The 20,886-nt window shown below is 69.0% G+C and carries 15 protein-coding genes and 2 tRNA genes; 7 read left to right on the plus strand and 10 right to left on the minus strand.

What is annotated here, in order from left to right; translation table 11 throughout:
* The first annotated feature begins 6 nt into the window (after window positions 1-6).
* Window positions 7-804, plus strand: a complete 798-nt coding sequence (locus QTI33_RS21385) for a BPSS1780 family membrane protein (protein WP_286508277.1) — start codon at window positions 7-9, stop codon at window positions 802-804.
* Here the strand turns inward: QTI33_RS21385 and QTI33_RS21390 are convergent, their stop codons facing one another.
* Window positions 805-1,521 carry a Crp/Fnr family transcriptional regulator gene (locus tag QTI33_RS21390; RefSeq protein WP_286508278.1) on the minus strand — a complete coding sequence of 239 codons (717 nt, stop codon included), beginning with the start codon at window positions 1,519-1,521 and terminating at the stop codon, window positions 805-807.
* 173 nt (window positions 1,522-1,694) lie between these two features.
* On the opposite strand from QTI33_RS21390, the gene QTI33_RS21395 reads away from it, so the two are divergent.
* Together QTI33_RS21395 and QTI33_RS21400 are read left to right on the plus strand one after the other, a co-directional pair.
* On the plus strand, window positions 1,695-2,837 hold the full coding sequence (locus QTI33_RS21395) for a cupin (RefSeq protein WP_286508279.1): 1,143 nt from the start codon (window positions 1,695-1,697) through the stop codon (window positions 2,835-2,837).
* A gap of 37 nt (window positions 2,838-2,874) precedes the next feature.
* Window positions 2,875-4,275 (plus strand): amino acid permease, encoded by a 1,401-nt coding sequence (locus QTI33_RS21400; RefSeq protein WP_286508280.1) that lies wholly within the window; start codon window positions 2,875-2,877, stop codon window positions 4,273-4,275.
* A 13-nt stretch (window positions 4,276-4,288) separates the two neighbouring features.
* Here the strand turns inward: QTI33_RS21400 and QTI33_RS21405 are convergent, their stop codons facing one another.
* Complete coding sequence (locus tag QTI33_RS21405) at window positions 4,289-6,661, minus strand: UvrD-helicase domain-containing protein (RefSeq protein WP_286508281.1); 2,373 nt, start codon at window positions 6,659-6,661, stop codon at window positions 4,289-4,291.
* Between the two features lie 204 nt (window positions 6,662-6,865).
* Between QTI33_RS21405 and QTI33_RS21410 the strand changes: the two genes are divergently transcribed.
* Window positions 6,866-7,843 (plus strand): GMP reductase, encoded by a 978-nt coding sequence (locus tag QTI33_RS21410; protein WP_286508282.1) that lies wholly within the window; start codon window positions 6,866-6,868, stop codon window positions 7,841-7,843.
* A 93-nt stretch (window positions 7,844-7,936) separates the two neighbouring features.
* Here QTI33_RS21410 and QTI33_RS21415 read toward each other — a convergent pair whose 3' ends face one another.
* Window positions 7,937-8,803, minus strand: a complete 867-nt coding sequence (locus QTI33_RS21415) for an alpha/beta hydrolase (RefSeq protein ID WP_286508283.1) — start codon at window positions 8,801-8,803, stop codon at window positions 7,937-7,939.
* A 97-nt stretch (window positions 8,804-8,900) separates the two neighbouring features.
* Between QTI33_RS21415 and QTI33_RS21420 the strand changes: the two genes are divergently transcribed.
* Window positions 8,901-8,976, plus strand: a tRNA-Ala gene (locus tag QTI33_RS21420).
* Window positions 8,977-9,004: 28 nt separating this feature from the next.
* Here the strand turns inward: QTI33_RS21420 and QTI33_RS21425 are convergent.
* The 7 genes from QTI33_RS21425 to QTI33_RS21460 all read right to left on the minus strand — a co-directional run bounded on the left by QTI33_RS21425 (window position 9,005) and on the right by QTI33_RS21460 (window position 19,357).
* Window positions 9,005-10,483, minus strand: coding sequence for an efflux transporter outer membrane subunit (locus QTI33_RS21425; protein ID WP_286508284.1), 1,479 nt, complete (start codon window positions 10,481-10,483; stop codon window positions 9,005-9,007).
* Window positions 10,470-13,661, minus strand: coding sequence for an efflux RND transporter permease subunit (locus QTI33_RS21430; protein ID WP_286508285.1), 3,192 nt, complete (start codon window positions 13,659-13,661; stop codon window positions 10,470-10,472). Before QTI33_RS21430 ends, QTI33_RS21425 begins: the two co-directional genes overlap by 14 nt.
* Window positions 13,658-15,238, minus strand: coding sequence for an efflux RND transporter periplasmic adaptor subunit (locus QTI33_RS21440; protein ID WP_353506348.1), 1,581 nt, complete (start codon window positions 15,236-15,238; stop codon window positions 13,658-13,660). Before QTI33_RS21440 ends, QTI33_RS21430 begins: the two co-directional genes overlap by 4 nt.
* A 22-nt stretch (window positions 15,239-15,260) precedes the next feature.
* On the minus strand, window positions 15,261-15,734 hold the full coding sequence (locus QTI33_RS21445) for a YidH family protein (RefSeq protein WP_286508286.1): 474 nt from the start codon (window positions 15,732-15,734) through the stop codon (window positions 15,261-15,263).
* Window positions 15,735-15,750: 16 nt separating this feature from the next.
* Entirely contained in the window at window positions 15,751-16,761 is a 1,011-nt protein-coding gene (locus QTI33_RS21450; RefSeq protein ID WP_286508287.1) for an HAD family hydrolase, read from the minus strand.
* 139 nt (window positions 16,762-16,900) lie between these two features.
* A complete protein-coding gene (locus QTI33_RS21455) occupies window positions 16,901-18,475 on the minus strand; it encodes an arylsulfatase (protein WP_286508288.1) in 1,575 nt (524 codons plus the stop codon).
* Between the two features lie 171 nt (window positions 18,476-18,646).
* Window positions 18,647-19,357, minus strand: a complete 711-nt coding sequence (locus tag QTI33_RS21460) for an SDR family NAD(P)-dependent oxidoreductase (protein WP_286508289.1) — start codon at window positions 19,355-19,357, stop codon at window positions 18,647-18,649.
* A gap of 97 nt (window positions 19,358-19,454) precedes the next feature.
* Between QTI33_RS21460 and bktB the strand changes: the two genes are divergently transcribed.
* The gene (bktB, locus tag QTI33_RS21465) at window positions 19,455-20,636 is read left to right on the plus strand and encodes a beta-ketothiolase BktB (protein ID WP_286508290.1); all 1,182 of its coding nucleotides are present in this window, start codon (window positions 19,455-19,457) and stop codon (window positions 20,634-20,636) included.
* Window positions 20,637-20,698: 62 nt separating this feature from the next.
* Window positions 20,699-20,774 (plus strand) — tRNA-Lys (locus tag QTI33_RS21470).
* Window positions 20,775-20,886 lie beyond the last annotated feature (112 nt).

The following is a 20,886-nucleotide window of genomic DNA, read 5'->3' on the forward strand; positions in this document are numbered from 1 at the left end:
GATCCGATGAAACTCAATCTCGTGCCGGCCCGTACCGGCGTGCTGTGGGTCCGCAGCGGGCTCAAGGCCTTCGCCCGGCAGCCGCTGGCCTTCATCTCGCTGTTCTTCTTCTTCATGGCGCTGGTCTCGATCGCCTCCCAGCTGCCGCTGGTCGGCGCCGCGATCGCGCTGATGCTGCTGCCGACGATGACGCTCGGGCTCATGGCGGCGGCGCAGCAGGCCGCCGGGCCCGACAAGCCGGCCGCCGGCACCGTCTTCCTGGCCGCCCTGAACGCGGTGCGCACGGACGTGCGGCCGATGGCGGTGCTGGGCGCGCTGTATGCCGGCCTGTTCCTCGGCGTCATGGCAATCTCGGCCCTGGCCGACGGCGGCCAGTTCGCCCGCGTCTACCTGCTCGGCGGCCCGCTCACCCGCGAGCTGGCGGAATCGACCGAATTCCAGGTGGCCTTGTGGATCGCCATGGGGCTCTACCTGCCGCTCTCGCTGGCTTTCTGGCACGCGCCGGCGCTGGTCCACTGGCACCGGGTGCCGCCGGCCAAGAGCCTGTTCTTCAGCTTCGTGGCCTGCTTCAAGAACTTCGGCGCCCTCACCGTCTTCGGCCTGGCCTGGGTCGGCGTCTTCATCGGCGCCGGCATCGTGCTGAGCCTGCTCGCCAGCCTGCTGGTGGCGGTGGGTGCGATGGGTGCCGGCGACGGTGCCGCGGCGATCGGCGGCGCCATGATGATCGCCGGCGCGCTAGTGATGGCCGCGATGTTCTTCACCAGCACCTGGTTCACCTTCCGCGACAGCTTCCAGGCCGAATAGTCAGGTCTGGGCCACGGCCGCCAGCCGGTCCGGCGCCAGCACCACCACGTGCCGGCCCGCCTCGGCCACCACGCCCTGCCGGGCCAGCCGGCCGAGGATCTGCGACACGCTGACCCGCGAGAGGCCGCACAGGTCGCCCATCTCCTGTTTGGTGAAGGCGACCGAGATCAGGGTGCCGTCGCGATGCGGAGTGCCATAGCTGCCCATCAGGCCGAGCAGATGGTGGCAAACCCGTCGCCCGGCGGAATTGGCGCCCTGCAAGGCATGGTGCTGCAGCATGATGCGGTAGCGCAGGGCCGACAGGGCCGCATATTGGCGCATCAGGACCGGCGAGCGCTGCAGCGCGGCCGCCACGGCCGCCGCCGGGAGCGCCCAGACGACGGCCGCCGTCGCGGCCTCCGCGGACACCAGGTAGCGGCCGCCGTCCAGGAACAGGCCGCAGTCCCCGGCCAGTCCGTTGGCGCCGATGATCATCAGGTGGCGCTTCCTGCCGTCCACCGAATCGCCGGTCAGCCGCAGCCGGCCGGCCTGCACCACGTACACCGCATCCAGCGGCAGCCCCTGGCCGAACAGCAAGGCGTTGTTGGCGACCGCCTGCGGGCGATAGCCGCGGGTGAGCTCGCTCCACTCGAAGTCCAGGGCGGTCAGCCAGGCCGAGACCGGCGGGCCGTCCCGTGGCGGCGAGGAAGGGGGAAGCGTGGCGGGCATGGTCGACATGGTGCGGGCGGAATCCGGGGTCGCGCACCGGCTCTCGGGTTTTCAGGGGGGCCAAAGCGCACCCGGCCGTCAAGCGCCTTACACGCCCGGCCGAGGGCCCTTCCTAGCATTGGATCCGATGCGTCGCCTTGCCTCGGATCAAACACCTCGACCCTTTCAGGAAACCCTCACGCATGTCTTCCATTTCGCTCGCCCCGGCCATCGATGCGGCCCAGCTCGTGCTGCGCTGCACGGACCTCGGCGCCTCGCTCGAATTCCTCACCAGCCGGCTCGGCTTCAAGGTCCGGCTGATCATGCCCTCGGAGGCGCCGAGCGTCGCGGTGCTGCGCGCCCACGGCTGCACCCTGCGGCTCGAGACGGCCACCGACGGCGCGCCGGACCCGGCCCATCTGCGCCTGCTCTGCAAGCCGGCCCTGCTGCCCGCCGGCACGCCCGCGCAACTGCACGGACCGGACGGCCTGGTGGTGGACCTGGTCGACGCCCACGCCCCGGTCGCCATTCCGCCGGGGGTCCAGGAATTCGTGCTCACTCGGCTCGGGGGGCCCGAAAGCTGGGGGGTCGGCCGCGCCGGCATGCTCTACCGCGACCTGATCCCCTCGCGCCTGAACGGGCGCTTCGTGGCCTCCCACATCCTCCTTCCAGCGGGCGGTCCGGTGCCGGACTACGTGCACTACCACCGGGTCCGGTTCCAAGTGATCTTCTGCAAGGCGGGCTGGGTCCGGCTGGTCTACGAGGACCAGGGCGAGCCCTTCATCCTGAACGCCGGCGATTGCGTGCTGCAGCCACCCGAGATCCGCCACCGAGTGCTCGAATCGTCGAGCGGGGCCGAGGTCGTGGAGATCGGCTGCCCCGCCATCCACGAGACCCACGGCGACCCCGAGATGGCGCTGCCCACCGGCGCCTGCCTGCCACAGCGGCTGTACCAGGCGCAGAAGTTCGTCCGCCACATCGCCGCCACGGCGTCCTGGGGGCCCTCGCGGCTGCCCGGCTTCGAAGCCCGCGACACCGGCATCGCGTGGGCCACCGAGGGCCTGGGCGGGGTCCGGGTGCTGCGGCCCGCGGCCGTCCCGGCGGCGGCGGCGCCCGACGCCGCCGTGCTCGGCACGTCGGGTGCGCACGGCGGCGAGTTCCTGTTCCTCTTCGTGCTGGCGGGCCGCTGCGAACTGGGCAGCCAGGCCCTCGGCCAGCACGCCCTGGCCGCCGGCGACAGCTGCGTGCTGCCGGCCGGCGCCGACTACCGCTTCAGCGCCGCGGCCGGACTCGAACTGCTGGAAGTCAGCCTGCCGGCACGGCTTCCCGAGGGGCCCCGAACGTGACGACTTGAGCCACCACAACCACCCAGGGAGACAAGCGATGAACGATGACGGAAAAATCATGGACCGGGAACAAGGCCTGGCCCGCACTCTGACCCAGCGCCAGCTCACCATGATCGGCTTGGGCGGCGCCATCGGCACCGGCCTCTTCATGGGCAGCGGCATCGCCATCGGCTATGCCGGGCCGGGCGTGCTGCTGAGCTATCTGGTGGCCGCCGCGATCGCGCTGATCATGATGTACAGCCTGTCGGAAATGGCGGTGACCCATCCCACCGCCGGTTCCTTCGGCACCTATGCGGAGCTCTACCTGAACCGCTGGTCCGGCTTCATCGTCCGTTTCACCTACTGGGCCGCGCAGTCGATCGCGATCGGCGGCGAGGCGGTGGCCATCGGGCTCTACATGACTTTCTGGTTCCCGGACATTCCGGTGTGGATGTGGACCACCGGCTTCGGCTTCGCAATCGTCTACGCCAACATGCGGTCGGTCGCCACCTTCGGCACGCTGGAGTACTGGCTCTCGGCCGTGAAGGTCTTCGCGATCTGCGCCTTCATCGTCTTCGGCCTGGCGGTGGTCTTCGGCATCGGCGGGCCGGGGACGGGATTCAGCCACTACACGGCCCACGACGGCTTCCTGCCGCACGGCTTCTGGGGCGTCTGGATGGGGGTGCTGATCGCCATCTTCTCCTTCTACGGCATCGAGATCATCGCCGTGACCGCCGGCGAAGCGGCCGACCCGGCCACCGCCGTGCCGCGCGCCATGCGCACCATGCTCGTGCGGCTGGTCCTGTTCTACGTGCTGTCGCTCGGCATCATGCTGGCCGTCGTGCCCTGGACCGAAACCGGCGCCAAGGAGGTCTCGCAAAGCCCCTTCGTGAAGGTCTTTGCCTTCTTCGATTTCAAGTACGCCGCCGCGGCGATGAACTTCGTGCTGATCAGCGCGGCCCTGTCGAGCATGAATGCCAACCTCTACCTGTGCTCGCGCATGCTCTTCTCGCTGGCGCGTGGTGGCTTCGCCCCGGCCGGGCTGGGCAAGCTGAGCCCCAGCGGGACGCCGGTGGCGGCGATCCTGATCTCCAGCGTGGGCGTGGGCATCGCCGTGCTGACCAGCGTGTTCAGCCCGGTGGCCTACGGCTACCTGTTCGGCGTGGCCCTGGGCGGCGGCATCCTGGTCTGGCTGATCATCCTGTTGAGCCACCTGTCCTTCCGCAAGCGCAGGGAGGCCGCCGGCGGCGCCCGCGCCGTGGTGCGCGCGCCCTTGTTTCCCTGGCTTCAGTACCTCGGCATCTTCCTCCTCGTCGCTGTGCTGGTCACCATGGGCATGGACACCGAGTTCTGGAATGTCGGGGTCATCTCGGCCAGCGTGTGGGTGCTCTTCCTGAGCGTCGTGTATCTCTGCAAGTACGGCGTCCATCGACAGAAGGTTCGCTCGATCGAGACCTGAGCGCCGCGCGGATTCAGGGCACCGGCGTGAGCTTGGCGACGCTGAGCGCCAGCCACTTGATGCCATGGCGCGGGAAATTCACCTGCGCCCGCGCATCGTCGCCACTGCCTTCGAGCGCCGTCACCGTGCCCTCGCCGAACTTGGTGTGGAACACCTGCATGCCCGAGCGCAAGCCGTGCGACGGCGCGGCCTTCTGCGGCGGCACCGGGGGGCTGGCGAACGAATCCTTGCTGAAGCCGCCCGCGCCGCCGCGCGTGGTCGCGTAGCCGCCGCCATAGCCGAAGGCCGAGGGCGCGAAGCCCTGGTTCTTGGGCGTCAGCCACTTGAGGGCGCCTTCGGGCAGCTCGTCGAAAAAGCGGCTCTTGAGGTTGTAGCGGGTCTGGCCGTGCAGCATCCGGGTCTGCGAGTGGCTCATGTAGAGCCGCTTGCGGGCCCGCGTGATGGCCACATACATGAGGCGCCGTTCTTCCTCGAGGCTCTCGTTGTCGCTCATCGAGTTCTCGTGCGGGAACAGGCCCTCTTCCATGCCGGTGATGAACACGCAGTCGAACTCGAGCCCCTTGGCCGCGTGCACGGTCATCAGCTGCACGGCGTCCTGGCCGGCCTGGGCCTGGTTGTCGCCCGATTCCAGCGCCGCGTGGGTCAAAAAGGCGGCCAGCGGGCTCAGGGTCTCGCCGGTCTCGGCGTCAGGCGCCAGCGGCTCGTCGAGCACCGGCCGGTTCGGGTCCAGCCCCTGGCTGGCCGGCGACTGGCGCAGCTCGTCGACCGGCAGCGCCACCGCGTCGCGGCCGAAACCCTCCTGGGTCACGAAGCTCTCGGCCGCGTTGACCAGTTCTTCCAGGTTCTCGATCCGGTCGGCGCCTTCGCGGTCGGCCTTGTAGTGCTCGATCAGGCCGCTGTGGTCGAGCACCAGCTCGATGATCTCGCGCAGCGACAGGCCCTGGGTCTGCTCGCGCAGCACGTCGATCTTCGCCACGAAGGCCGTCAGGTTGCCGCCCGCCTTGCCGCCGACCGCGCTCACCGCGTCGTGCATCGATCGGCCGGCTGCACGGGCCGCGTCCTGCAGCTGCTCGATGCTGCGCGCGCCGATGCCGCGCGGCGGGAAATTGACGATCCGCAGGAAGCTGGTGTCGTCGTCCTTGTTCTCGAGCAGCCGCAGGTAGGCCAGCGCGTGCTTGATCTCGGCCCGCTCGAAGAAGCGCAGCCCGCCATAGACCCGGTACGGCACGGAGGCGTTGAAGAGCGCCGTTTCGATCACGCGGCTCTGCGCATTGCTGCGGTAGAGCACGGCCATCTCCTTGCGGTCGAAGCCGTCGCGCACCAGCTGGCGCATCTCCTCGACCATCCACTGCGCCTCGGCGAAATCGCTGGTGGATTCGTAGACCCGCACCGGCTCGCCGGGCCCCTGGTCGGTGCGCAGGCTCTTGCCCAGGCGCTTGGTGTTGTGGCTGATCAGCGCATTGGCCGAATCGAGGATGTTGCTGTAGCTGCGGTAGTTCTGCTCGAGCTTGATCTGGTGCGAGACGTCGAACTCGCGCACGAAATCGGCCATGTTGCCCACCCGCGCGCCACGGAAGGCATAGATGCTCTGGTCGTCGTCGCCGACCGCGATCACGCTGTTGTCGCCCGGCGTGAAGCGGCCCTCGGCCGTGCGGCCGGCGAGCATCTTGATCCAGGCGTACTGCAGCCGGTTGGTGTCCTGGAACTCGTCGATCAGGATGTGGCGGAAGCGCCGCTGGTAGTGCTCGCGCACCGGGTCGTTGTCGCGCAGCAGCTCGTAGCTGCGCAGCATCAGCTCGCCGAAGTCGACCACGCCCTCGCGCTGGCACTGCTCCTCGTAGAGCTGGTAGAGCTCGACCTTCTTGCGGTCGTCGTCGCTGCGGACCTCGACGTCGCGGGGGCGCAGGCCGTCTTCCTTGGCGCCGGCGATGAACCATTGCGTCTGCTTGGCCGGAAAGCGCTCGTCGTCGACGTTGAACTGCTTCATCAGCCGCTTGATGGCCGAGAGCTGGTCCTGGGTGTCGAGGATCTGGAAGGTCGACGGCAGGTTGGCGAGCTTCCAGTGGGCGCGCAGGAAGCGGTTGCACAGGCCGTGGAAGGTGCCGATCCACATGCCGCGCACATTGACCGGCAGCATGGCGCCCAGCCGGGTCATCATTTCCTTGGCCGCCTTGTTGGTGAAGGTGACGGCCAGGATGCCGCCCGGCGACACCTGCCCGGTCTGCATCAGCCAGGCGATCCGGGTGGTGAGCACCCGGGTCTTGCCGGAACCGGCGCCGGCCAGGATCAGGGCGTTGCCGGCCGGCAGGGTGACGGCGGCCAGCTGCTCGGGGTTGAGGTTGTGGAGCAACGGCGAATCGGCGGCGGCTGCGAGGTCGGTGAACATCCGTCGATTGTAGAAAGCCCTGCGTATCGGGGTTATACGAAGTTGCGCAAGGCCTGAGCGCCGACAGGCGCGTAAAATCAGTCACCGGGCCCAAGTTTCTTGCGCCCGGTTTTTTGTGCCCGTTGCACGCTGCGTCCTGCAGTGCGAACAGCTCGAAAACCGGCCGGACCAAGCGCTCATTCACCTTACACAAAGGAGCTTGGTATGCAGATTTTCGACTACGACAACATCCTCTTGCTGCCCCGCAAATGCGTGGTGGAAAGCCGCTCGGAGTGCGACGCCAGCGTCACGCTGGGCGGGCGCAGCTTTCGCATCCCGACGGTGCCGGCCAACATGAAGACGGTGGTCGACGAGACCATCTGCACCTGGCTGGCGAAGAACGGCTACTTCTACGTGATGCACCGTTTCGACCTCGACAACCTCCAGTTCGTCAAGGACATGCACGCCCAGGGCGTGTTCGCCTCGATCTCGCTGGGCGTCAAGAAGCCCGACTACGACACGGTCGACCAGATGGTCGCCGCCGGCCTGGCGCCCGAATACATCACGATCGACATCGCGCACGGCCATGCCGACAGCGTCAAGAACATGATCGGCTACCTGAAGAAGAAGCTGCCCAAGAGCTTCGTGATCGCCGGCAACGTCGGCACGCCCGAGGCCGTGATCGACCTCGAGAACTGGGGCGCCGACGCCACCAAGGTCGGCATCGGACCGGGCAAGGTCTGCATCACCAAGCTCAAGACCGGCTTCGGCACCGGCGGCTGGCAGCTGTCGGCGCTGAAGTGGTGCGCCCGCGTCGCGACCAAGCCGATCATCGCCGACGGCGGCATCCGCGACCATGGCGACATCGCCAAGAGCATCCGCTTCGGCGCCTCGATGGTGATGATCGGCTCGCTGTTCGCGGGCCACGAAGAGTCGCCCGGCAAGACGGTCGAGGTCGACGGCGCCCTCTTCAAGGAGTACTACGGCTCGGCCAGCGACTTCAACAAGGGCGAATACAAGCACGTCGAGGGCAAGCGCATCCTCGAGCCGATCAAGGGCAAGCTGGCCGACTCGCTGGTCGAGATGGAGCAGGACATCCAGAGCTCGATCAGCTATGCCGGCGGGCGCAAGCTGATGGACATCCGTCGCGTCAACTACGTCACGCTGGGCGGCGACAACGCCGGCGAACACCTGCTGATGTAGGCACGCGGGCCCCCACGCTTCCCCACTTCGTGTGGGGCGCTGCCCCCCGAGGGGGCCGCGGGCCGTCTTGGGGCGGCCCGGCGCCGGCCCGGCTCAGGCCTCCAGCAGCTGCGCCGCGAGCTGGTGCAGCCGGTGCGCCGGCTCGGCCAGCGCATCCAGGACGCTGAAATGGTTGCGCCCCGGCATCAGTTCGCACACCGGCACGGTCCGCGACCCCCAGGCATCGCGGATCAGCGCGTTCTGGCGCCGGAACTCCTCGCTCTCGTCGCCGCCGGCGACCGCCCAGAGCCGCCCCCGCGCCGGCGCCGGCCACAGCGCCGGACTCAGGCGCCGGGCTTCGGCAGCGTCCAGCCCCAGCGTGTCGGCGATGAAGGGCGCATGCTGCAGCGGCCGCAGGTCGTGCACGCCCGAGATCGACAGCGCGTTGCGCACCAGTTGCGGGGGCAGGTCGGGCGCCACCGCCTGCCAGTCGCACGCGAGCAGCATCGCCGCCAGGTGCCCGCCGGCGGAGTGGCCCGAGACCGTGATGCGCGCCGGATCGCCGCCATGCGCCGCGACGTGGCGCCAGGTCCAGGCCAGCGCCTGCACCATCTGCAGGGCGATGTGGTCGATGCCGACCGGCTGCTCCGGCGTGCCCGGACACAGCGCGTAGTTGGGCACCACGACGCAGACGCCGCGGTCGTTGAAGGGGCGCGCGATGAATGAATGCTCGCTCTTGTCGAGCGCGCGCCAATAGCCGCCGTGGATGAAGACCAGCACCGGCGCATCGGGCACCGGCGCCGGGAACAGGTCGAGCGTTTCGCCCGCGCCGTCGCCGTAGCGCAGGTCGACATGGCAAGGCTGCGCGGCGCGGGTCGCGGCGGATTCCGCCGCCCAGCGCTCGAAGTAGGCCGGGTGGTCGGGCACCAGTGCGCGGTTGTTGTACATGCGGTCCAGCCAGGCGGGATCGTACGAGGCCATCAGGTCTGCTCCAGGGTGTGCGAGGCGCGCATCTTGGCACGGCCGCCACGCCGCCGTGCAAACCGGCGCCGGTTCTGGTTAGAATTCTCTCTGCGTTGGGGGGGTAGCTCAGCTGGGAGAGCGCCGCGTTCGCAATGCGGAGGTCGTGAGTTCGATCCTCATCCTCTCCACCAACACTTCTCTTCGGCCTCGCACCCGCCCTCAGGGCACCAGCGGCGGCCGTTCGCTCAGCCGCACCGCCGGCTGCGGCGCATCCTGGTTCGCCAGGTCCACCCAGCCACCGCCCAGCGCCTTGTAGAGCGCCGCCGCCCGCAGCAGCACGTCGCCCTGCGACTGCGCCAGCTGCACCTGGGCGGTGAACAGGCTGCGCTCGGCGTCGATCACCTCCAGGTAGCTGGTGTAGCCGCCTTCGAAGCGCTTGCGCGCCAGCCGCGCGTAGTTGATCAGCGCCGTGACCTGGATCTGCTGGGCGTCCAGCGACTCGCGCGAGTTGCCGATGCCGGCGAGCGCGTCCGCGGTTTCACCGAAGGCCGCCTGCACGGTCTTGCGGTACTGGGCCAGCGCCGCGCGCTGCCCGGCCTCGGCGCTCGCCACCTGGCCGGCGATGGCGCCGGCGGTGAAGATCGGCAGGCTGACGTCGGCCCCATACGTCCAGACCCGCGCCGGGCCACCCCACAGGTCGGACAGCGAGCGGCTGGCCTGGCCGAAGGCGCCGGTCAGGGAAATGGTCGGAAAGTACGCCGCCTTGGCGGCGCCGATGCGCGCATTGGCGGCGACCAGCGTCTGCTCGGCCTGCAGGATGTCGGGGCGCCGGTCGAGCAGTTCGGACGGCAGCCCCCCGGGCACGGCGGGCGCCGCCAGCGCATCGATGCTGCGCCCGCGCGCGACCGGCCCGGGGTCGCGCCCGATCAGCACCGACAGCGCGTTTTCCTGTTCGACGATGGCCTGCAGCAGCACCGGCACGGCGCGCAGCGCGGTGGCGTATTCCGAGCGGGCCTGGCTGACCTCGACCTGCGACACCACGCCGCCCTTGAAGCGGCGCTCGAACAGCCTGAGCGAATCGGTGCGCAGCCCCAGCGTGCTGCGCGCGACCTCGAGCTCGCGGTCCTGCTCGCGCAGCCGCACATAGCCGGTGGTGACCGCCGCCACCACCGACAGCACGGTGCCGCGCCGGAAGGCTTCGCTGGCCTGCAGGTCGGCGGCGGCCGCCTCGGTCAGCCGCCGGGTGCGCCCGAACAGGTCGATTTCCCAGCTCGCGAGCAGCGTGACCTGGGCTGCGTCGTAGGGGTTGTTCGACGGCGCCGGGCTGATCGTCTGCTCGCTCGCCCGGGTCCGGCTGCCGGCCGCGTCGGCGCCGAGCTGCGGAAACAGCGGCGCGCGCGTGCTGCCGAGCGCGCCGTAGAACTGCTCGACCCGCGCGGCGGCCGCCACCAGGTCCAGGTTGTTGCGAAGGCCTTCGGCGATCAACGCGTCGAGCGCGGGGTCGCCGAACTGGCGCCACCAGGCCGAGTCGGCCAGGGCGAGCTCGGCCGCGGTCGGCGGGCTGGCCCCGCGGAACTGGGCCGGCATGTCCAGTTCCGGCCGCTTGTAGTCCGGGCCCAGCGTGCAGCCGGCCAGCAGCGCCGCCAGCCCGAGGGCGGCGCCGGCGCGGCCGATGGGGAGGCTGTCAGTGCGGGGCATCGGTGGCTCCCCCAGCTTCGGGCGCCGCGGGCCCGGCCGGAACGGAGGTCGGCTTCCTGGCCGCCGCGCGATCGCCGAGCGTCTCGAAGCCCCAGAAGAACATCGGGATGAAGAAGATCGCGATCAGGGTCGCGCCGAGCATGCCGCCGATCACGCCGGTGCCCAGCGACTGCCGGCTGGCGGCCGAGGCGCCGCTGGCGATGGCCAGCGGGATGCAGCCGAGGATGAAGGCCAGCGAGGTCATGATGATCGGCCGCAGCCGCAGCTTGGCGGCGCCGACCGCCGCGTGGTAGGCCGACAGCCCCTCCTTGTGGCGCAGCTCGACCGCGAACTCGAAGATCAGGATCGCGTTCTTGGCCGCCAGCGCGATCAGCACCGTCAGGCCGATCTGGAAATAGACGTCGTTCTGGATGCCGCGCAGCCAGATCGCGGCGATGGCGCCGAACAGCGCGAAGGGCACGGCCAGCAGCACGCCGAGCGGCAGCGTCCACTTCTCGTACTGCGCGGCCAGGATCAGGAACACCATCACGAGCGCGAAGGCGAACACCATGCCGGCCGTCGAGCCGGCCTTGCGCTCTTCGTAGGACTGCCCGGACCAGGCGAACGAAAAGCCCTGCGGCAGCACCTCCCTGGCCAGCGCCTCCATGGCGTCCAGCGCCTGGCCCGAGCTGTAGCCCTCGGCGGCATCGCCCGTGATCTTGGCAGCCGTGAAATTGTTGAAGCGCGTGACGATGTCGGCGCCGGTCACGTAGCGGGTGGTGGCCACGGCCTTCAGCGGCACCATCTTGCCGTCGTGGTTGCGCACGAACATGTTCTGCAGGTCGTCCGGCCGGGTGCGGTAGTCGGGCTCGGCCTGCAGGATGACCTGGAACAGCCGGCTGTTCTTCGGGAACTGGCTCACGTAGAGCGAGCCGAACAGCGTCTGCAGCGTGGAATAGACCTCGTCCACCGACACCCCCAGGCTCTCGGTCTTGTCGCGGTCGACGTCGACCAGCAGCTGCCGCGAGCGGGTGTTGATGGTCGAGTTGACGCCGCGCAGCTCGGGCCGCTGGCGCGCCTTGGCGATGATTTCGCGCGTCACCTCCTCGACCCTCTGCAGGCTGGCGTCGCCCTCGCTCTGGACCCAGAACTCGAAGCCGCCGGTGGTGCCCAGCCCCGGGATCGACGGCGGATTGACCGGCACCATCACGCCCTCCTTGAAGGTCGAGAATTCGGCCGTGGCGTCGCGGATCAGCGCGTCGGCCCGGTCGCCCGGCGCCTGCCGCTCGGCGAAGCCCTTGAGCGCCACGAAGAGCACGCCCGCGTTGGACTTGAGCTGCGAGTCGATCAGGCTGAAGCCGGGCACCGACGCCACCGACTGCACCGCCGGCTGCTGGCTGAACCACTGCTGGGCACGGTCGGTGGCCGCCTCGGTGCGGTCGAGGCTGGCGGCGTCGGGCATGATCGCCGCGGTAAAGATGTAGCCCTGGTCCTCGACCGGCAGGAAGGTCGACGGCACCCGCTTGAAGAGCCCGAGCATGATCGCGATCATGCCGGCGATCAGCAGCAGCGAGAAGCCCACGCGCCGGATCGCCAGCCGGGTGGTCGAGGTGTAGCCCTCGGTGAGGCGCTCGAAGCGCCGGTTGAACCAGCCGAAGAAGCCCTTCTTCTCGTGCTCGCCCGGCGTCGGCGGCTTCAACAGGATGGCCGCCAGCGCCGGCGACAAGGTCAGCGCCACCAGGCCCGAGAACACCACCGACACCGCGATCGTGATCGCGAACTGCTTGTAGAGCTGGCCCGTGATGCCCGACAGGAAGGCCACCGGGATGAACACCGCGCACAGCACCAGCACGATGGCCACCACCGGGCCGCTGACTTCGTCCATCGCCTTCTTCGCGGCCTCCTTCGGGCCGAGCCCGAACTCGGCCATGTTGCGCTCGACGTTCTCGACCACCACGATGGCGTCGTCGACCACGATGCCGATCGCCAGCACCATGCCGAACAGGGTCAGCATGTTGATCGAGAAGCCCATCGCGGTCATGCCGATGAAGGCCCCGAGGATCGACACCGGCACCGCCAGGATCGGCACCAGCGTGGCGCGGAAGCTCTGCAGGAACAGGAAGACGACCAGCACCACCAGCACCACCGCCTCGACGAAGGTGTGGACCACTTCGCTGATCGACTCGCGCACGAAGTCGGTGGTGTCGAGCGCGATGTCGTAGTCCAGGCCTTCCGGGAAGGTGGGCTTCAGCTCGCCGAGCAGCTTCTTGACGTCGGTCGCGACCTGCAGCGCGTTGGCGCCCGGCTGCTGGTAGATCGCGATCAGGGTGGCGGTCTTGCCGTTGTACTTGGAGCGGATCGAATAGTCCTTGGCGCCCAGCTCGGCGCGGCCGATGTCCTTGACCCGGACGATGGCGCCGGTGCCCTGCTGGGCGCGCAGGATGATGTCGTCGAACTGCGAGGGCTCGGTCATGCGGCCCGAGGTCGTGACCGGAATGGTCTGCTGCACCGGCGTCGCGGTGGGCGAGGCGCCAAGCCGGCCGGCGGCGTACTGCTGGTTCTGCGCCGCCACCGCCCGCTGCACGTCGGAGGCCGTCAGCCCGAGGCCGGCCATGCGGTCGGGCTTGAGCCACAGGCGCATCGCGTAGTCGGGTGAGCCGAAGATCGAGCTCTGGTTGGCCCCCGGCACCCGCTTGATCGCGTCCAGCACGTTGATGTTGGCGTAGTTCGCGATGTAGGTCGGGTCGTGGCTGTCGTCGGGCGAATAGATCGCCACGATCATCATGAAGGCCTGCGACTTCTTGGCCACCGAGACGCCCTGGCTGCTGACCGCCGAAGGCAGCGTGGGCAGCGCCAGGTTGACCCGGTTCTGGACGTCGACCTGGGCCAGCGACGGGTCGGTGCCGATCTCGAAATAGACCGACAGCGTCATGTTGCCGGTCGAACTCGAGGTCGAGTTCATGTACATCATGCGGTCGGCGCCGTTGACCTGCTGCTCGATCGGCGCCGCCACGTTCTGCGACACCACCTCCGAACTGGCGCCCGGGTAGGTGGCGCTGACCGAGATCTGCGGCGGCGTGATGTCGGGGAACTGCGCGATCGGCAGATTCAGCATCGCCACCGCGCCGGCCAGCACGATGATGATCGAGATGACCGAGGCGAAGATCGGGCGGTCGATGAAGAAGTGCGCGAACTTCATCGTGCCTCCGCCAGCACGACGTCGACCCGGCGTGCCAGCGCAGGCGAATCGGCACCCACCAGGTTGGGCGGTGCCTGCAGCAAGATGCGCCCGGGCGCCACGCCGGCGGCGACCAGCGCGTCGCGCACGGTCTGCGCCCGGTCGCGGGCCAGCGTCTTGTTGGCGGCGGCGTCGCCGCTGGCATCGACGTAGCCCTGGACCTCGGCGCGCAAGGCGGGACGGGACTTCAGCGTCGCGGCCACGCCCAGCAGCCGCGCGCGGCCGGTGGCGTCGAGCACGGCGCGGCCACGCTCGAAGTAGACGGCATCCTTGTCGGCGGCGCCGGATGCGGCGGCGGGCGCGGCGGCGGACGGCATCGCCGGCGCGGCGGCGGCGCCGATGGCGGGCAATGCGGCCGACACCGAAGGCAGCGACATCGACGGGGCCAGCAACGGCTTCGGCGCGGGCAGCGGTTCGGCCGGCACTTCCTTGGCGCTCACCACCACCCCGGGCGCCAGCCGCATGAAGCCGTCGACCACCACGCGCTCGCCGTTCTTGAGGCCGCTGGTCACGAGCCACTGGTCGCCGAGCCAGTCGCCGGCCTCGACCGGCCGCTGGATCACCTTGCCCTCGCCGTCGGCGGTCCAGACGAACTGGCCGCGCGGGCCCTGCTGCACCGCGCGCTGCGGCACCACGATCGAGTTCGGCCGCGTGAAGCCGGACACCTTGACGCGCACGAACTGGCCGGGACGCAGCTGGCCCCGCGGATTGGGCAGCTCGGCGCGCAGCAGGAAAGTGCCGGTCTCCTGGCTGAAGGCCGCATCGGCGAAAGTGACGCGGCCACGGGCCGGGAAGGTCGATCCGTCGGCCAGCAGCAGCTCGACCCCATAGTCGTCGTTCGGCGCCTTCACGAGCTGGCCCTTGGCGATCTCCTCCTGGACGCGCAGCGACTCGTTCTCCGACAGGCTGAAGTTGACCCGCATCGGATCGAGCTTCGCAACGTAGGTGAGCAGGCTGTTGGCCGCGCTGACATAGGCGCCGTCCTGGACCTTGGCGAAGGACGAGATGCCGGCCACCGGCGAGGTGATGGTCACGTAGCCCAGGTTCAGCTGGGCGTCGGTGACCTTGGCCGACGCGGCTTCGACCGCCGCCGCCGCGGCCTGCTCCTGGCCGGTGGCGTCGTCGAGGTCCTTGACGGCCAGCGCATCGTCCGCCACCAGCGGCTTCACGCGCGCGAGGTTGGCGCGCGCGGTGGCGAGGCGCGCCTGCTGCTGCGCCAGCTCGGCCCGGGCGGCCTTCAGGCTGGCCTCGAAGGGCTTGGCGTCCATCAGGAACATGACCTCGCCGGCCTTGACGAAGGCGCCTTCGGTGTAGATCCGACGCTCGAGGAAGCCGTTGACGCGGGCCCGGATCTCGACCTGCTGCGAGCTCTCGGTCTGTCCCACGAACGCGTAGACCACCGGCACGGTCTGGGTCTGGACGACCTGGACCGAGACCTCGGAAGGGGGCGGCTTCGGCTTGTCGGCCTCCTTGCCGGAACAGGCGGCCAGCAGGGCCGCGGCCAGCAGCACGGCGGGCCCCACCAGGGGCCCCGTCATCGTCCGGCGCATCGGGACCCCCTCAGGACCCGAAGGGACCGATGTCGAACACCATGCTCGAGATGGCGAGGAAGCCGAGCAGCAGCAGCAGCAGCGCCACCGCCAGCGTCAGCGACGGCGGGAACTGGCTCTCGGCATGGATCAGCCCCTGGCTCTTCAGCATCTTGCGTTCGGCGCGCAGCCCGGCCATGAAGGTGCAGTGGTAGATGATGCCGGAGATCAGCATGGCGATCCCGATCAGGACCAGCGCCTCGCCGAAGCGGCGCGCTGCCATGCTGCTCTTGACCACCTGCATGTCGTGCAGCTTCTGGAACACCTGGAAGATCGTGAAGCCGAAGCCGATCAGCGACAACGAGGTCCTGATCACCGACATCAGGGTGCGCTCCGCGCTCATGCGCGTGCGCTGGAACGACATCCCGGTCCGGCGCGAGGACAGCTCGACCGACACCCGATCGAAATCCGCCCCCGGGTCGACCCATGCCTTGTCATCTGCCATGCCATCACCTCCTTGGCTACTTGTCGGCCGCAAACACCTTGTTCCAGTCGCGCTTCATGTCGATCACGGTCCAGCCGCGCGTCCCGGCCTCGTCCAGCGCCTTGTCGAGCCTGCCGATGCCGGACTTGCGGTCGTAGGCGTATTCGCGCTCGGCGTCGGTGTGATGCACCAGGCCCATGAAGCGAGGCCCGGTGCCGGCCGCGGTCCACTCGAGCATCTGCTGGTCGCCGTCGGAGTTGCCGAAGGCGAGGATCGGGCGCCGGCCGATGAAGCGCTGGATGCCGACCGGCTTGCCCGCATGGTCGTCGACCAGGTCGATCTTGGCGAGCTTGAGCAGCACCGGCTTGCCGTCTGCGCCGGTCTTGAAGGCCAACTGCCCGGTCGAGCCGACCACCTGCTCGGGCGGGATGCCGTAGACCTTCTCGGCGAAGACGCGCATGAACTCGACGCCGCCGCCCGAGACGATGAAGGTCTTGAAGCCGTTCTCGCGCAGGTAGGCGAGCAACTCCAGCATCGGCTGGTAGACCAGGGCCTCGTAGGGCTGCTTGAAGCGCGGATGGCGGGCCTTCGCGAGCCAGTCCGCCACCGTGCGCGAGAACGCCTCGGTCGTCATTCCCGCATGGGTGACGGCGAGCACCTGCGCCAGGCCCTTCTCGCCCGAGGCCGCGAAGGCCTTCATGTCGCCGCGCAGGATCGCGTCGAAAGGCGGCGTGGTCTTCCACTCGGGATGCGCCGGTGCCAGCGCCTTGACGCGGTCGAGCGCGAAGGCGAACTGCACATAGATCGGCTGCTCCAGCCACAGCGTGCCATCGTTGTCGAAGACGGCAATGCGTTCGGCCGGCGGCACGAAGCCGGCCGAGCCCGGCGTCGTGACGTCGGCGACGAAACGCAGGATCGCCTGCTTGGCGGCACCGTCGTTCCAGGAAGGCAGCCCTTGCGTCTGCGCCTGCGCCAGCGTGGCCGCGGCCAACAGCCAGGCCAGGAACAGGAAGCGGCGCGCCGTGCGCGTGACCGAAGATCTGGACATCATCATGGACTCCTTCTTGCGCAGCGGACCACGGCCGGCGGCGTCCAGCGGGCGTCGATCACCGCGGGCTCCAGCGGCCGGTCCGCCGGCGCGGGCTGGGGCGGCTCACGACGCCTGTCCCCGAACCGGCGGCCGGCGCTCAGGTGGCGCCGCCGGCGGAGGCTTCGGCCATCTTCGACAGCGCGTCGTCGATGGTGAAGGTATTGGGCTTCTGCACCGGCGGGAAGTCCTTGAAGGTGGCGGCGAACTGGTCGGCGATCGCATAGGCGCCATACAGGATGTAGGCGTGGTACAGGAACCACTCGTAGTAGCTGTTCGACGTCGTGTCCGCCCGCTCGAAGGGATCGGTTCGCAGGTTGAAGAGCTTCGGCAGGCGCAGCCGCACGAAGGGCTCCGCCCACACCGCCATGGTACCGGGCAGCCGCTGCTCCATGAAGACCACCTTCCAGTTGTCGTAGCGCAGGCCGAGGATGTCGCCGTCGTCGCTGATGTAGACGAAGAGCTTGCGCGGGCTCTCCTTCTCCTTGCCCGTGATGTGGCCGAACAGGCTGACGCCGTCGATGTGGTTCTTGTACGTTCGGCCGATCGCCTGCACCCCCTTCTTGCATTTCTCGACGATGTCGGGCTCGCCCGCCATCTCGAGGAAGGTCGGCAGCCAGTCGTGGTGCTGGACGATGCCGTTGGAGATGCTGCCGGCGGGCACATGGCCGGGCCAGCGCACCACCATCGGAATGCGGAAGGCGCCCTCCCAGTTGGTGTTCTTCTCGCTGCGGAAAGGCGTCATCGCGCCGTCGGGCCAGCTGTTCATGTGCGGGCCGTTGTCGGTCGAGTACATGACGAAGGTGTCTTCGGTGATGCCGAGCTCGTCCAGGTAGTCCAGCAGCTGGCCGACGTTCTTGTCGTGGTCGATCATGGTGTCGTGGTAGGGCGACTGCCAGCGTCCCGCCTGCCCCAGGCTCTCGGGCTTGGTGTGCGTGAACATGTGCATGTGGGTGAAGTTGAGCCAGACGAAGAAGGGCTTGCCGGCCTCGTGCTGCTTGCCGATGAAGCCCTTCGCCGCCTCGGCGAACTCGTCGTCGCAGGTCTCCATGCGCTTCTTGGTCAGCGGGCCGGTGTCCTCGATCTTCTGCTTGCCGACGCGGCCCCAGCGCGGCTGCTCGGTGGCGTCGTCCTTGTCGGTGGCATAGGAGTGGATCACGCCGCGCGGGCCGTTCTTCTTCTTGAAGTTGGGGAAGTCCTTTTCCGGGTAGTAGTCGTACATCTCCGGCTCTTCCTCGGCGTTCAGGTGGTAGAGGTTGCCGAAGAATTCGTCGAAGCCGTGGTTGGTCGGCAGCATCTCGTTGCGATCGCCCAGGTGGTTCTTGCCGAACTGGCCGGTGGCATAGCCGCGGTTCTTCAGCAGCGCCGCGATGGTGACGATCTTGTCGCTCATGCCGATCGGTGCCGCCGGAATGCCCACCTTCGAGAGCCCGGTGCGGTAGACGCTCTGGCCGGTGATGAAGGACGAGCGGCCGGCGGTGCAGGACTGCTCGCCGTACGAATCGGTGAACTTCATCCCTTCCCTGGCGAGGCGGTCGATGTTGGGCGTCTGGTAGCCCATCAGGCCGTGCGTGTAGCAGCTGAGGTTGGCGATGCCGATGTCGTCGCCCCAGATCACGAGGATGTTGGGCTGCTTCGCTCCGGACGGGCTCGCGGCGGGTTTCTTGGATGCCATGTCGACTCCTGGTTGTAGGGGGTGCGCAGGCGCGGGCGGGCGGCCCGCCGCGCGGCAGCGTGCCCACAGCATGCGCAAGCCGGGGGCAAAACGCACTTGTCCCAAGGTGAAGCGGCCATTGCCCCTTGGTGCAAGTCCGCCCGGCAGCCGGGCGCCCGGGCGCCGGGCCGCTCAGGCGTCCAGCGCCAGGTGCTGGCCGTGCAGCGCGGCGGCGGCCGGCGAGGCCAGGAAGGCCACGGTCTGCGCCGCCACCGCGGTCGACACCCACTGGCCCGGGTCGGCGTCCGGCATCGCCTGCCGGTTGGCCGGCGTGTCGAGCACGCTGGGCGCGATGCTATTGACGCCGATGCCGTGCGGCGCCAGTTCCGCCGCGGCGGCCTCGACCAGGCGCTGCAGCGCGCTCTTGGAGGCGATGTAGGCGGCCATGCCGGCGGCGCCGCGGGCGGCGGTCTTGGCGCTCACGGCGACCACCCGGCCGGCCTTGCGCTCGATCATCGCGGGCACCAGCGCCTGCGTCACCGCCACGAAGGACCAGGCGTTGAGGTTCATCATGCGGTCCCAGGCCGCGCGGCCGAGCGCATGCACCGGCTCGCCCATCTCGAAACCGCCGGCGATGTGGACCAGGGCGTCGACCTGGCCGCCCAGCGTGGCGAGGATGCGCTGCCCCGCCGCGGCCATGGCCTCGGTCGAGGTCACGTCGGCTTCGAGCAGCAGGTGCTGCGAGTTGTCCAGCCCCGGAAAGGTGCTGACCAGGTGCGCCAGCCGATGGTCGACCAGCGCCAGGCGCGCGCCCTGGCCGAGAAACTGCTGCACCACCGCGCGCCCCAGCGCACCGGCGGCGCCCGTGACCACCACATGACGGGGAAAGCTGGCATCGGCCATCGGAGGGCTCCTGGTTGGGGAACGCATCGTAACGCCGGCGTCACCCCGGCGGCGGCCGGGCTGGCATCATCGGCGCTTCGTTTGCAAGGAGATATTCATGAAGGAAGTGGTTGTCGTCAGCGGCGTTCGCACCGCCATCGGAACCTTCGGCGGAAGCCTCAAGGACGTGCCGCCCACCAAGCTCGCCGCCCTGGTCACCAAGGAGGCGCTGGCCCGCGCCAAGGTCGACGGCAAGGACGTCGAGAACGTGGTCTTCGGCCACGTCATCAACACCGAGCCGCGCGACATGTACATGGCCCGGGTGGCCGCGATCGAAGGCGGCTGCGCCCAGGAAACCCCCGCCCTGACCGTCAACCGCCTGTGCGGCTCGGGCCTGCAGGCGATCGTCAGCGCGGCGCAGAGCATCCAGCTCGGCGATGCCAAGGTGGCGGTCGGCGGCGGCGCCGAGAGCATGAGCCGGGCGCCCTTCGCGTCCCTCACGGCCCGCTGGGGCGCCCGCATGGGCGACAGCAAGATGGTCGACATGATGCTCGGCGCGCTGCACGACCCGTTCCAGACCATCCACATGGGCATCACGGCCGAGAACATCGCCAAGAAGTGGGGCATCAGCCGCGAGACCCAGGACCAGACCGCGCTCGCCAGCCACCAGCGCGCGCAGAAGGCGATCGAGGGCGGCTACTTCAAGTCGCAGATCGTGCCGGTGCCGCTCGAGAGCCGCAAGGGCACCACGCTGTTCGACACCGACGAGCACGTGCGCCACGACGCCAAGCTGGAGGACATGAGCAAGCTCAAGCCGGCCTTCCTGAAGGAAAACGGCACGGTGACCGCGGGCAACGCGTCGGGCGTCAACGACGCCGCGGCGGCGGTGGTGCTGATGGAGAAGGAAGAGGCCGCGCGGCGCGGCCTGAAGCCGATGGCGCGCATCGTGGCCTACGCCTTCGCCGGCGTCGACCCGGCCTACATGGGCATCGGCCCGGTGCCGGCCTCGCGCAAGGCGCTCGAGAAGGCCGGCCTCCAGGCCTCGGACATGGACGTGGTCGAGGCCAACGAGGCCTTCGCAGCGCAGGCCTGCGCCGTGACGCAGGACCTGGGCCTGGACCCGGCCAAGGTGAACCCCAACGGCTCGGGCATCTCGCTCGGCCACCCGGTGGGCGCCACGGGCGCGCTGATCACCGTGAAGGCGCTCTACGAGCTCGAGCGCATCCAGGGCCGGTACGCGCTGGTGACGATGTGCATCGGCGGCGGCCAGGGGATTGCCTGCATTTTTGAGCGGACCTGAAGAAGCGGCCAAAGTTGTGGCTATAATCGTGGGATTGCCTGAGTAGCAGTAATGCTTTTCAGGGGCTCTTAGCTCAGTTGGTAGAGCAGCGGACTCTTAATCCGTAGGTCGAGTGTTCGAGTCACTCAGGGCCCACCAGCAAACCCATCACTGGTAAAAAAACGGCGCTATTTTCAATAGCGCCGTTTTCTTTTGTGCGCCTCGCTTCTGGAGGCCTCGGGCACCGTGATGAAAATCACGCAATAGTGTC

It is taken from the genome of Variovorax davisae, from assembly GCF_030316845.1.
GTDB classification, from domain to species: Bacteria; Pseudomonadota; Gammaproteobacteria; order Burkholderiales; family Burkholderiaceae_C; genus Variovorax; species Variovorax davisae.